This is a genomic window from Rhodoferax sp. ZS1R8, assembly GCF_056521325.1.
Genome location: NZ_JBWMBA010000002.1, coordinates 275,872 through 288,266, shown reverse-complemented (window position 1 = coordinate 288,266; position 12,395 = coordinate 275,872). Strand labels below are relative to the sequence as shown.

Annotated in this window: 17 protein-coding genes; all 17 read right to left on the bottom strand. The window is 60.8% G+C overall.

The features are described from left to right. Nucleotides 1-6 precede the first annotated feature (6 nt). Complete coding sequence (gene hisA / locus AC097P_RS07370) at nt 7-747, bottom strand: 1-(5-phosphoribosyl)-5-[(5-phosphoribosylamino)methylideneamino]imidazole-4-carboxamide isomerase (RefSeq protein ID WP_479609745.1); 741 nt, start codon at nt 745-747, stop codon at nt 7-9. A 59-nt stretch (nt 748-806) separates the two neighbouring features. Further along, nucleotides 807-1,466 carry an imidazole glycerol phosphate synthase subunit HisH gene (hisH, locus tag AC097P_RS07365; protein ID WP_479609744.1) on the bottom strand — a complete coding sequence of 220 codons (660 nt, stop codon included), beginning with the start codon at nt 1,464-1,466 and terminating at the stop codon, nt 807-809. A 65-nt stretch (nt 1,467-1,531) separates the two neighbouring features. After that, nucleotides 1,532-2,167 carry an imidazoleglycerol-phosphate dehydratase HisB gene (gene hisB / locus AC097P_RS07360; protein ID WP_479609743.1) on the bottom strand — a complete coding sequence of 212 codons (636 nt, stop codon included), beginning with the start codon at nt 2,165-2,167 and terminating at the stop codon, nt 1,532-1,534. Continuing rightward, nucleotides 2,164-3,309, bottom strand: coding sequence for a histidinol-phosphate transaminase (hisC, locus tag AC097P_RS07355; protein ID WP_479609742.1), 1,146 nt, complete (start codon nt 3,307-3,309; stop codon nt 2,164-2,166). The genes hisB and hisC overlap by 4 nt, the downstream gene beginning before the upstream one ends. 80 nt (nt 3,310-3,389) lie before the next feature. Next, nucleotides 3,390-3,854 carry a PIN domain-containing protein gene (locus AC097P_RS07350; protein WP_479609741.1) on the bottom strand — a complete coding sequence of 155 codons (465 nt, stop codon included), beginning with the start codon at nt 3,852-3,854 and terminating at the stop codon, nt 3,390-3,392. Continuing rightward, complete coding sequence (locus AC097P_RS07345) at nt 3,847-4,071, bottom strand: CopG family transcriptional regulator (protein WP_479609740.1); 225 nt, start codon at nt 4,069-4,071, stop codon at nt 3,847-3,849. The genes AC097P_RS07350 and AC097P_RS07345 overlap by 8 nt, the downstream gene beginning before the upstream one ends. A 263-nt stretch (nt 4,072-4,334) precedes the next feature. Then, entirely contained in the window at nt 4,335-4,709 is a 375-nt protein-coding gene (locus AC097P_RS07340) for a hypothetical protein (protein WP_479609739.1), read from the bottom strand. A gap of 55 nt (nt 4,710-4,764) precedes the next feature. Beyond that, nucleotides 4,765-6,090 carry a histidinol dehydrogenase gene (hisD, locus tag AC097P_RS07335; protein WP_479609738.1) on the bottom strand — a complete coding sequence of 442 codons (1,326 nt, stop codon included), beginning with the start codon at nt 6,088-6,090 and terminating at the stop codon, nt 4,765-4,767. Nucleotides 6,091-6,110: 20 nt separating this feature from the next. Further along, nucleotides 6,111-6,755, bottom strand: coding sequence for an ATP phosphoribosyltransferase (gene hisG, locus AC097P_RS07330; RefSeq protein WP_479609737.1), 645 nt, complete (start codon nt 6,753-6,755; stop codon nt 6,111-6,113). Beyond that, on the bottom strand, nt 6,752-8,017 hold the full coding sequence (gene murA / locus AC097P_RS07325) for a UDP-N-acetylglucosamine 1-carboxyvinyltransferase (RefSeq protein ID WP_479609736.1): 1,266 nt from the start codon (nt 8,015-8,017) through the stop codon (nt 6,752-6,754). The genes hisG and murA overlap by 4 nt, the downstream gene beginning before the upstream one ends. Before the next feature lie 5 nt (nt 8,018-8,022). Continuing rightward, on the bottom strand, nt 8,023-8,268 hold the full coding sequence (locus AC097P_RS07320; RefSeq protein WP_479609735.1) for a BolA family protein: 246 nt from the start codon (nt 8,266-8,268) through the stop codon (nt 8,023-8,025). A 23-nt stretch (nt 8,269-8,291) separates the two neighbouring features. Continuing rightward, nucleotides 8,292-9,047 carry an ABC transporter permease gene (locus AC097P_RS07315; protein WP_479609734.1) on the bottom strand — a complete coding sequence of 252 codons (756 nt, stop codon included), beginning with the start codon at nt 9,045-9,047 and terminating at the stop codon, nt 8,292-8,294. Continuing rightward, on the bottom strand, nt 9,047-10,024 hold the full coding sequence (locus tag AC097P_RS07310) for an ABC transporter ATP-binding protein (RefSeq protein WP_479609733.1): 978 nt from the start codon (nt 10,022-10,024) through the stop codon (nt 9,047-9,049). Before AC097P_RS07310 ends, AC097P_RS07315 begins: the two co-directional genes overlap by 1 nt. A gap of 43 nt (nt 10,025-10,067) precedes the next feature. Then, a complete protein-coding gene (locus tag AC097P_RS07305) occupies nt 10,068-10,337 on the bottom strand; it encodes an STAS domain-containing protein (RefSeq protein ID WP_479609732.1) in 270 nt (89 codons plus the stop codon). A gap of 1 nt (nt 10,338) precedes the next feature. Beyond that, nucleotides 10,339-10,983, bottom strand: a complete 645-nt coding sequence (locus AC097P_RS07300) for an MlaC/ttg2D family ABC transporter substrate-binding protein (protein ID WP_479609731.1) — start codon at nt 10,981-10,983, stop codon at nt 10,339-10,341. A gap of 84 nt (nt 10,984-11,067) precedes the next feature. Further along, the gene (locus AC097P_RS07295) at nt 11,068-11,907 is read right to left on the bottom strand and encodes an MlaA family lipoprotein (protein ID WP_479609730.1); all 840 of its coding nucleotides are present in this window, start codon (nt 11,905-11,907) and stop codon (nt 11,068-11,070) included. Then, complete coding sequence (gene mlaD, locus AC097P_RS07290) at nt 11,904-12,395, bottom strand: outer membrane lipid asymmetry maintenance protein MlaD (RefSeq protein ID WP_479609729.1); 492 nt, start codon at nt 12,393-12,395, stop codon at nt 11,904-11,906. The genes AC097P_RS07295 and mlaD overlap by 4 nt, the downstream gene beginning before the upstream one ends.

Below are 12,395 nucleotides of genomic sequence, written 5' to 3'. Positions count from 1 at the left end.
CGCAACTCATCCATTGAGCTCATCCGCCCGGTCCTGGGCCTTCTCAAAGTCCAGATCGCCGCTGTAAATGGCGCGTCCGCAGATCACGCCCTCGACACCATCGTCTTCCACTGCGCACAGGGCTTCGATGTCCGCCATATTGGAGAGGCCACCCGAGGCAATCACCGGAATGGTCAACGCCTGCGCCAGCTTCACAGTGGCTTCGACGTTGATGCCGCTCAACATGCCGTCGCGGCCGATGTCGGTGTAGATGATGCCTTCGACGCCGTAGTCTTCAAATTTCTTGCCGAGGTCGATCACATCGTGGCGGGTCAGCTTGCTCCAGCCGTCGGTGGCGACCTTGCCATCGCGCGCGTCCAGGCCGACGATGATGTGGCCGCCAAACGCCGTGCAGGCGTCCTGCAAAAAGCCAGGGTTCTTGACTGCGGCGGTACCGATGATGACGTAGCGCAGGCCGGCGTCCAGGTAGCGCTCAATGGTGTCCAGGTCGCGGATGCCGCCGCCTAGTTGCACGTCCACCTCGTTACCGACTTCTTTCAGGATCTTGCGGATCGCCATCTCGTTCTTGGGGTGCCCCGCAAAGGCTCCGTTCAGGTCCACCAGGTGCAGGCGGCGTGCGCCCTTGCTGACCCAGGAACGTGCCATGACGGCCGGGTCTTCACCAAAGGTGGTGGATTGGTCCATGTCGCCCTGTTTGAGGCGAACGCAGTGGCCGTCTTTTAAGTCAATTGCGGGGATTAAAAGCATGATGCTTCAGAGTTGGAGGGAAAGGGGTAGCCAGGCGAAGCGCGCTGAGAGCAAAAAGGTCAGGGGTTCCAATGCAGGAAGTTGCGGTAGAGCGAGAGGCCTTGGTCAGCGCTTTTTTCAGGGTGGAACTGGGTCGCAAAAATATTATCGCGCGCTATGGCCGCTGAAAAGCGTTGTCCATAGTCGGTTTCACCCACGCTGTGGCGCGTATCCGACGGTTGGGCGTAGTAACTGTGCACGAAATAGAAGTAACTGCCGTCCGGCACGTCACCCCACACCGGATGGGGTGCTGCACCATGGTTGTTCTGCCAGACCTTATTCCAGCCCATTTGCGGCACCTTGTAGCGGCTGCCGTCCGGTTGGGTCTGGCCCACCAGATCAAACTTTGCAACCTTCCCGGGGATCAGGCCCAGGCAGGGGGTATCCAGCTCGTCGCTATGGTCCAGCAGCATCTGCATGCCCACACAGACGCCCATCAGCGGCTTGTTCGACGCGGCGTGCATCACCGCGTCGTACATGCCGCTGTCGTGCAGCTCGCGCATGCAGTCACGCATGCCACCCTGGCCGGGCAGGACCACGCGCTCGGCGGACATCACCTCGGCGGGCGTGCGCGCCCAGACCACATCCACACCGGCACCGGCGGCCACGTGCATGACGGCCTGCGTCACCGAACGCAGATTGCCCATGCCATAGTCCACCACCGCAATCGTTTTTGCCATGCTACAAATTTAATAGCTGCTTACGCGCCCTGCACGGGGGCTACAGCCTGGTTTGGCCCATAGGTTCAGAGTGAACCCTTGGTGGATGGAATCATACCCGCAGCACGAGGGTCGCGTTCCAGCGCCGAGCGCAGTGCTCGGGCAAAGGCCTTGAACACGGTCTCGGCCTGGTGGTGGGCGTTTTCGCCCTTGATGTTGTCGATGTGCAGCGTCACAAAGGCGTGGTTCACAAAACCCTGGAAGAACTCATGTGTCAGTTGGGTGTCGAAACTGCCGATCATGCCGCTCTTGAATGGCACATCCATGACCAGTCCCGGGCGACCCGAGAAGTCGATGACGACGCGGGACAAGGCTTCGTCCAGCGGCACATAGGCGTGGCCGTAGCGGCGTATGCCTTTCTTGTCGCCAACTGCCTGGTTGAAGGCCTGGCCCAGCGTGATGCCCACGTCTTCCACCGTATGGTGGCCGTCAATGTGCAGGTCACCATCGGCCTCGATGTCCAGATCGATCAAGCCATGGCGGGCGATCTGGTCCAGCATGTGGTCAAAGAAGCCGATGCCGGTGCTTAAGCGTGCCTGGCCGGTGCCGTCCAGGTTGATCTTGACGCGGATGCGGGTCTCTGCGGTGTTGCGCGTGACCTCCGCGATGCGGTCCGGATTTCCGGTTTGCGGGATTTCAATCAGCGAATGGTGGTCTGTCATAGGGATTCCTGTAGAGCGGCCAATAGACGGGTGTTCTCGTCGGCAGTGCCGACGGTGAGGCGCACACAATGGGCCAGCAATGGGTGCATTTTAGAAACGTTCTTGACCAGCACACCACGTGCTTTGAGGCCGTCAAAGGTTTTCTGCGCGTCTGCCACACGGATGAGGATCATGTTGGCGTCGCTGTCCCAGGCCTTCACGGCGGGCATGGTACGTAGTGCGGTCAGCAGGCGGGTACGCTGGGCGCGCAACTCGGTGGCCTGGCCAGCGAAAACGTCCGCATGTTCCAGCGCGAACAGCGCACATTCGTAGTTCAACACGCTGATGTTGTAGGGCGACCGCACTTTGTCAACTTGGGCGATCAGCGCCTTGGGGCCAACCATGTAACCAATGCGCACGCCGGCCAGGCCAAACTTGCTCATCGTGCGCATCAGCAGCACATGGGCGTGTTGTTCAGGTTGCGCGCGAATGGTGTCCAGGTAGGTGCGGCTGGAGAACGGTTGGTAGGCCTCGTCCAGCACCACCAGACCACCGAGGGCGCCGGTGGCTGCAATGACCCGGGCCATGCTGTCGGCGTTCCACAGATTGGCGGTGGGGTTGTTAGGGTATGCGAGGTAGACGATTGCCGGCTGGTGCTCTGCAATCGCGGCCAGCATGGCGGCTTCATCCAGTTCAAAGTCTGGCGTCAACGGCACGCCGACAAAATCCAGCCCTTGCAGCGTGGCGCTCATCGCGTACATCACAAAGCCGGGCAGCGGCGCCAGAATCACGGGCGTCCGTCCTGTGACCGGATCGGCGGCCACGTCGCAGGCCATGGCCAACAGCGAGATCAGTTCGTCGGAGCCATTGCCCAGCATGATGTCAAAGCCTTCGGGCATCTGCGCATAGGCGGCCAATGCGTGGCGCAGGTCGTTGACGCGGCCATTGGGGTAGCGGTTCAGCGCCAGCGCGCCCAGGCGTTTGCCCAGGGCTTCCTGCAGGGTGGCGGGCAGGCGGTGCGGGTTCTCCATGGCGTCGAGCTTGACCATGCCGACCGAGTCCTGGATGGCGTAGGCGTGCATGGATTGCACGTCCTGGCGGATACGGCGCTGGATCAAAGCGTCCAGATTGGGGGCGGCGGCGCTGGCGGTTGCGGCTGTCATGCGTGGTGGCTCCTTTCGGTGGATCGGTGGTGGCTGGCTGCGTGAGGGGGTGTTGTCGACGGTTTTTCTTGGATGGCAGCCTACTCTGCCAAGCCCAACTCGGCAGGCGTAACGAGGAAGGGATTCAGGATGGTGACGCCGTCGATATGCTGCTGGTGCGTCAGGCTGGGCGTCAGCACGTGGGTGGCACCCGATTGCGCGGCCGAGGCCACCATCAGCGCGTCCCAATAGCGCAGGCCAAAACGGGCCTCTACGCCCCAGGCGGTCTCCACCGTCTGGTGGTCGATCTGCCAGGGCTGCCACAGCTGGAAGCGCCGCAGCTTGGCACGTGCATCGCCAGCAGGCATGGCGAAGGTTTGCGTGGCGGTGACGTAGTAGTCGTTCAGCACCTGGGTGCTGATCCGCCCTGCCCTGCGCAACCACAGGGCCTGCAGCCAGGCGCGGGCCTGGGCTTGTTTGGGGGGGTCAAAGGCGTCGTCCGCGCACAGCAGGACATGCGTGTCGACAAAAACAATGGGGTTGTCAGCCGTGCCCACGCTAGCCATTGATGGCCTCCCGCTTCGGATACGGCGCACCGCCCGAGCTGAACGACGAGGTGTCCGCCACCCACTCGCGCAGCGCACGGGCATAGGCGTCATCGTGCTGCATCTTGTCGGTCAGCATCTCGCCGACCAACCGCGACACGCTGGTATTGCGCTTGGCCGCCTCGATGCGCACCCATTCCAGCGTGGCGTCTTCGACGGTGATAGTGACGTTTTTCATGTTACCAATATTACACGAAATTCGTGCAACACGAAGTTCGTGTAATATTTGGCCTCGAAGTGAATGAAAGACCTCCGGGCGTTTTGAGCAAACGCAGCACGCGCTTTAGGCAGTTGCTATCGTTATTTCACAGAATCATTGAGACCGAATGGACCGCTAGCCCTCGTGCAGCCGGCGTAAGCCGCTACTGTTTCAATAGCGGCTTTTAGATGAACTCTTGCTCGACCAGCCCCGCAGGCAGCAGCGTGGCCGCACAAGGGCGTTTATTGGCAGGGATACACGGTCGCCAGCGCGTTGGTCATGACCAGTTGCGCCGGCATGTCTGCCTCGTAGACCTCGGAATTGCGCTTTAACTCCGTGTCGTACAAATTCTTGGCCATGCGGGGCTCTAGCCGGCGGCCGTTGAGGCAGATGGTGGCGGTGGCCCCGTTACGCACGGCGGTGTCGTGGGCCTCCATCGCGCCCTCCATGACGCCGACCAAATAGTAGTTGGCGTAAAACAGGCCCTGTTTGCCCGTTTTTTCTAGGCTGCGCAATTCACGCAGCGACATGGCCGAAGCGCTGGCGGCAAGGCTCAAACCAGTGACTGCGAGCAGGGCTGCGCGGGCCCAGTAGGAAGTAAAGCGTGTGGGGTGCATGGCGGGTAGTCGTTGGGGTGTTGCATATTCTTACACCGCTCGGCGCACCTCGCATTTAGACGGGTTTTTTGAGCCGCATTTCCGCCGCACGGGCATGGCCCTGCAGGCCTTCGCAATAGGCCAGTTCGGCAGCAATGGGGCCCAGCACCTGGGCACCGGCTTCGCTGACTTCGATCAGGCTGGAGCGTTTTTGGAAGTCGTAGACACCCAGCGGGCTGGAGAAACGCGCCGTGCCGCTGGTGGGCAACACGTGGTTGGGGCCGGCGCAGTAGTCGCCCAGCGACTCACTGGTGAAGGCGCCCAGGAAAATGGCCCCCGCGTGTGTCAGCAGGGGCTCCCAGCGGTGCGGGTCTTGACTGGACACTTCCAAATGCTCAGGCGCGATGCGGTTGCTGATGGCACAGGCCTCTTCCATGCTGCGGGTCTGGATCAGTGCGCCGCGGTCGTTCAGCGACTTGGCGATGATTTCGGCGCGTGGCATCTCGGGCAGCAAACGGTCAATGGCGGCTTGTACGGCGTCGATGTAAGCCGCATCGGGGCACAGCAAAATGCTTTGCGCCAATTCGTCGTGTTCGGCCTGGCTGAACAGGTCCATGGCCACCCAGTCGGGCGGCGTGGTGCCGTCGGCCAGCACCAGAATTTCGCTGGGTCCGGCGATCATGTCTATGCCCACCTTGCCGAAGACACTGCGCTTGGCGGCAGCCACGTAAGCATTACCCGGGCCGGTGATCTTGTGCACAGCGGGAATGGTGGCCGTGCCGTAAGCCAGGGCCGCGACGGCCTGCGCGCCACCAATCGTGAAAGCACGGGTCACACCGGCCACGTATGCGGCGGCCAGCACCATGGCGTTCTTCTCGCCGCGCGGTGTGGGCACGACCATGATGATTTCGCCGACCCCTGCCACATGGGCCGGGATGGCGTTCATCAACACGGACGACGGATACGTGGCCTTGCCACCGGGCACGTAGATGCCAACACGGTCCAGTGGGGTGACCTTTTGGCCCAGCAAGCTGCCATCCGCATCGCGGTAGCTCCAACTCTCGCCGCAGGCTCTTTTCTGGGCTTCGTGGTAGCTGCGCACACGCTGGGCAGCGGCTTGCAGCGCTTCACGTTGCTTGGCTGGAATGCTGTCGAAGGCGGCTTTGAGTTCAGCCTGGGTCAGCTCCAGCTCGGCCAGCGTTGGGGCTTGCACATGGTCCCAGCGTGCGGTGTACTCCAGCACCGCCGCATCGCCCCGCTGCTGCACATCGCGCAGGATAGCGGCCACGCTGGTCTCTATCGCTGCGTCGGTGTCCTCCGCCCAATGCAGGCGCGCCTGGAAAGCCGCCTCGAATTGGTTGTCAGCGGTTGAAAGGCGCAGGGGCTTGGCGGTCAGGGTCATGGATTTGTAGTGGCTAAGAATCAGGCAGTTGCGGCCAGTGCGCCGGCAAAGGCGTCGATGATCTTGCGGATGGGTTCGCGCTTAAGTTTCAGTGCGGCCTGGTTGACGACCAAGCGCGAGCTGATCTCCATGATCTGCTCCACCTCGACCAAGTGGTTGGCCCTAAGCGTATTGCCGGTGGATACCAGATCGACGATAGCATCGGCCATGCCGACCAGCGGCGCAATCTCCATGCTGCCATAGAGCTTGATCAGGTCCACGTGCACGCCCTTGGTCGCGAAAAATTCGCGGGCAATGGCTACGTATTTGGTGGCGATCTTCAGGCGTGCGCCCTGGCGCACCGCGCTGGCGTAGTCAAAATCGGCACGGGCCGCGACGCTGATGCGGCACTTGGCAATTTGCAGATCCAGTGGCTGGTACAGGCCCTGGCTGCCGTGCTCCAACAGCGTGTCCTTGCCGGTTATGCCCATGTCGGCACCGCCGTATTGCACATAGGTGGGCACATCGGTGGCGCGCACGACCAGCACGCGCACGTCGGGCAGGTTGGTCGCCAGGATCAGCTTGCGGGATTTTTCAGGATCGTCCAACACCTCGATGCCGGCTGCCTTGAGCAGCGGCAGGGTGTCTTCAAAGATGCGGCCCTTAGAGAGCGCCAGAGTAATCATTTAAACCTCTCTATGTCTGCACCGATGCCACGCAGCTTGGCTTCCATCTGGTCGTAACCGCGGTCCAGGTGGTAGATGCGGTCCACCACCGTTTCACCATCGGCGACCAACCCTGCAATCACCAGGCTGGCGGAGGCGCGCAGGTCGGTGGCCATGACGGTGGCGCCGGACAATTTTTCCACACCCTCCACCACAGACACCTTGCCGTCGATATGGATGTTGGCACCCAAGCGCACCAACTCGTTGACGTGCATGAAGCGGTTCTCAAAGATGGTCTCGGTCACCACGCTGCTGCCGTGCGAGATGGCATTCAGCGCCATGAACTGGGCCTGCATATCGGTGGGGAAGCCGGGGTATTCGGTGGTGCGAAAGCTTTGTGCCTTCAGCCGACCCTGCGACTGCACACGGATGCCACCATCCACGACCGTAACTTTGGCACCTGCTTCCTGCAGCTTCTCCACAACCGCTTCCAGATGCTCCAGGCGCCCATGTTTGAGCACCACATCACCACCGGCGGCGGCCACAGCACACAGAAAAGTGCCGGTCTCGATACGGTCGGCTACCACCTGGTGCGTGCAGCCATGCAAGGCCTCTACGCCCTGGATACGGATACGGCTGCTGCCATGGCCTTCGATCTTGGCGCCCATGCTGATCAGCATTTCGGCAAGGTCAGGAATCTCGGGCTCTTGTGCCGCGTTTTCCAGAATGGTCTCGCCTTCGGCCAGCGCAGCGGCCATCAAGAAGTTTTCGGTACCGGTCACGGTCACCATGTCGGTGGTGATGCGGGCGCCCTGCAGGCGGGTGCGGCCCTTGGGCAGTTTGGCGATCATGTAGCCGTGCTCGACGACGATCTCAGCACCCATGGCGGCAAGGCCCTTAAGGTGTTGGTCGACCGGGCGTGAACCAATCGCGCAACCGCCAGGCAGCGACACGGTCGCCTCGCCAAAACGGGCCAGCAACGGGCCCAGGGCCAGCACTGATGCACGCATGGTTTTGACCAACTCGTACGGTGCTTCTGGCGTGGTCAGTGTGCTGGCATCGACGCGCACCGAGCCGTCGTCCTGCTGGTCGACCTGCACGCCCATGTTGCGGATCAGCTTCAGCATCGTGGACACGTCTTGCAGGCGCGGCACGTTGCGCAGCGTCACCGGTTCTGCCGTCAGCAAGGTCGCGCACAACTCGGGCAAGGCAGCATTCTTGGCACCGGAGATCAGCACCTCGCCCTGCAAGGAGCGACCACCGCGGATCAGCAGCTTATCCATTGCGCTTACCCATTGTTTTGTGCAGCCCACTCGGAGGGGGTGAAAGTCTTCATCGACAGCGCATGTACCTCGTCGGTCTTGAGTCGCGCGCCCATGGCCGCATACACCTGCTGGTGGCGTGCAATCAGGCGTTTGCCTTCGAAGGCTGGCGACACAACCGTAGCGTACCAGTGGCGGCCGTCGCCCTCCACCTGGCAGAGCTCGCAGGCCATGCTGTTGGCGATCAGGTTTTGGATTTCATCGGCGGTCATGTCGGTCTCAAAAAATAGGTGGCTTAACTGCGAATCTTGTAACCAGTGCGCAGCAGGTGAATAGCCAAAACGCTGACCACGGCTAGCGCACCGCCCACAATGCCCAGGCTCAGCCACGGCGACGCGTCGCTGACGCCAAAGAAGCCGTAGCGAAAGCCGTCAATCATGTAGAAAAAGGGATTCAAGTGGCTGGCGTTTTGCCAGAACGGGGGCAGTGACTGGATGGAATAAAACACGCCACTCAGAAACGTCATCGGCATGATGACGAAATTTTGGAAAGCAGCCAATTGGTCGAATTTCTCAGCCCACAAACCGGCGATCAGGCCCAGGGCACCCATCAGCGCGGCGCCCAGCACGGCAAAAATGATGATCCACAGCGGGGCCGCAAAACCCAGCGGTGTAAACCAGAAACCCGCCAGCAAGACCCCGGCGCCGACGACCAGGCCGCGCACGATGCTGGAGCCCACATAGGCCACGAACCAGCTCCAGTGCGATAGGGGTGTCAGCAGCAGGAACACCAGATTACCCATGATCTTGCTCTGGATCAGCGACGAAGAACTATTGGCAAACGCGTTTTGCAACACGCTCATCATCACCAGACCCGGCACCAGAAAAGCGGTGTAACGCACGCTGTCGTACACCTTGACATGGTCTTCCAGCACATGGCCAAAGATCAGCAGGTACAGCATGGCTGTCAGCACGGGGGCGGCCACGGTCTGAAAACCAACCTTCCAGAAGCGCAGCACTTCTTTGTAGAGCAGGGTACGCCAGCCGGTCATCATGCTGCTCCCACGGTATTGGATTCGGGGACAGCGTTGGCATGATCACCATCTTTGGCCATGCCGGCCTTGGCCATGATGTCGATAAAAACGTCTTCCAGATCAGCCTTGCGCATTTCCACGTCTTCCACGACCAGCCCCGATTCGCGCACGGCGGCCAAATATTGCTCGATTTCCAATGCATTGTGGGCTGGCAATTGCACCACGGTGCCCGTCACACGGGCACGGGCGGCCAGCGCAGGTGGCAGTATGCCCTCCGTCTTGAAGCGCAGCACATTCCCTGACGCGGCCTTTAGCAGCGCACTGGTACGGTCCAGTGCCACGATGCGGCCGGTTTTCAGCATAGCGATGCGCCCGCAAAGGGCTTCGGCCTCTTCCAGGTAGTGGGTGGTCAGTAGCACGGTGTGACCTTGCTTGTTGAGCTTGGACACAAAATGCCACAACGTCTGGCGCAGTTCCACATCAACGCCGGCCGTGGGTTCGTCCAGCACGATGACGGGTGGCTTGTGCACCAGCGCTTGCGCCACCAGCATGCGTCGCTTCATGCCGCCGGACAGCTGGCGCATATTGGCGTTGGCCTTGTCGGCCAGACCCAGGCTATCCAACAGTTCGTCGATCCAAGCGTCGTTTTTGGTGATGCCGAAATAGCCCGACTGGAAACGCAGAGCCTCACGGACATTAAAGAACGGATCAAACACCAGTTCCTGCGGCACGATGCCCAGCTTGCGGCGGGCCTGCGCATAGTCGGCTTGCACATCGCTGCCCAACACGGTGACCCGGCCACTGGTGGCGCGCGTCAGGCCGGCCAGGATGCTGATCATCGTGGTTTTGCCAGCACCGTTGGGGCCCAGCAGACCGAAGAATTCACCCTCTTCGATATCGAGTTGTACCCCGTCAAGCGCCAGAAAAGTGGCACCCGCAGGCCCGCGTGGCGACACATAGCTTTTGGAGACAGACTGGAAGGAAATGGCGGGCATGGGTAAACCGCCATTTTAGGCGGCCGTGACTCTGGAAAGAGGATCAGGTAGAGGGCAGCAGCCCTTCGATGCCGTACAGGGTGGCCAGGTCGCTCAGTTTGCGGGGCAGGCCCTGAACCACGAGGGCCTTGCCGGCGCGCTGGCAGACGCGGCGCAATTCGAGCAACACCGCCAAGGCCGACGAATCGAAACGGCCCAGCGCTGCTGCATCTACCACCACAGGTGATGCTGTTTCGGCTGCCAGCCCTACCGTAAGTTGCTCAAGGCAGGATTTGGCCTGGGCGTGCGTCAATTCGGCCGGCAAACTCAGCACATCAGGCCTTCTTCGCAGTGTTGTTGGCTTTGTTGCGGTCGGCAAGAGCAGAAATCAAACCATCGATTCCCTTGGCGTTGATCTCACTGGCGAACTGGCTGCGGTAGGTTTCCACCAACCAGACGCCCAGTACGTTCAGGTTGTAGATGCGCCAGCCGGAGCCTTGGCCAGGGGTCTTCTCCAGACGATAGTCAAGCTGGATGGATTCGCCGCTGCCCTTGATCTCGGAACGCACCAGCACCTCTTTGTCCTCGGGCGAGATGCGAAGCGGCTTCATTGTGATCACTTGGTCGGACACTTGGGCCAGAGCACCCGCATACGTGCGAACCAGCAGGATTTTGAACTCTTCCTGCAGGCGCTTTTGTTGATCAGGGGTCGCCTGGCGCCAGGCTGGCCCCACGGCTGACGCGGTCATGCGCTGGAAATTAACACTGGGCATGATGCGGGAATCTACCAGCGCAATGACCTTGGCCGTATCACCGGAACGGATCGCCTTGTCGTTCTTGATAGTGTCCAACACCTCAGTGGACAGACGCTTGATCATCGCATCGGGTGCCTCGTCTTCGGCATGCACCAATGGGGCGGCGAAGGCCGTGGCCAACAGAACAGATGCTGCCAGAAGCTGGCGGAAAAAAACGCGTTTCATCATATGGATTCCTAAATTCTGCAATTACAGTCCATTATCCCGTGTGTTGTCTCAACGCGCTTGGCCGGCCCCAGGCCGACAGGTCTACTGCGCGCTAGACACAGTAACAGGTGCGGGCGCGGGCGCAGCCGCGGCGGCAGGCACGCTGGACGGCGGCTCGGCGTACATGCTGGTCGAATCTTCATCTGGTGGGTTGCCGTCGTATACCTGGTTGCGCCGACGTTGCAAGAACGCGTCCCGCGTGAAGCTGTACTTGTCCAGCGCAGCACCATCGACCACGTCACCGGCCTTCAGGTAGGTGGCGCGGGTGTCCACTGCATTCAGGATAGTCAACGCATCGCGCGTTGGCACATCCTGTATGGAATTGACCAGATTGCCCTTCACATCGATCGGCAGTGCCAGCGTGTCGCGCACCGTCGATGAACCCAGTAGCGGTAACACCACAAAGGGGCCAGGGCCGACGCCCCAGCGACCCAACGTCAGCCCGAAGTTGGCGGGGTGGCGCTCCATGCCCATCTCGCCGGCCACATCCAATATTCCGCCCAGGCCCATCGTTGTATTGACTATCACCCGGCCAAAGCTGTCCGCCGTATCCAGACCGCGCAACTGCAACGCGTTGTTGACGAACGACCAGACGTCGTCGAGGTTTGCGAAGAAATTACCAATGCCTGTACGCACCCAGTGCGGCAAAACGCGCTGGTAGGCTGTTGCCACGGGTTTGATCACTGCCCGGTCCACAGAATCGTTGAAGCTGAACACGCTGCGGTTCCACGATTCCATCGGATCCCGCGGGTCTTTGTTGGGTACGGCTGCGCAGGCCTGCAACACGACGAGAGCGACTACGGTGCTCCAGCGGAGGAACCGATTCCGAACCAGCCGCTGGGGATGGCTGTCAGCAGGGAGAATAATTTGTTCCAGGTTCATTTCTTTTCTGACCCTTGGGTTGTGCTGTTGCTACCATCCGCGGCTTTGCTGTACAGGAACTGGCTGATCAAATTCTCCAGCACAACGGCGGACTGGGTTGCGGCAATTACGTCGCCCTGGGCCAAATTCTTGTCCGATGCGCCGGCTTCAATGCCGATGTACTGTTCGCCGAGCAGACCGCTGGTCAAAATTTTCAACGAACTATCTTTGGGGAAGGCATAACGGCTCTCCAAAGCCAGCGTTACGCGGGCCTGGAAGCTCTTGTCGTCAAAGGTCAGCGTTTCGACACGACCGACGACAACGCCTCCACTGCGCACAGCCGCCTTGGGCTTGAGCCCACCTACGTTGTCAAACTTGGCGCTGACATGATAATTGGACTGGAAGTTCAGCGACAGCAAATTGGCCGACTGCAATGCCAGAAACAAAATGGCCACCGCCCCGATGAGCACAAACAAACCAACCCAGACATCATTCTTGGAACGCTGCAT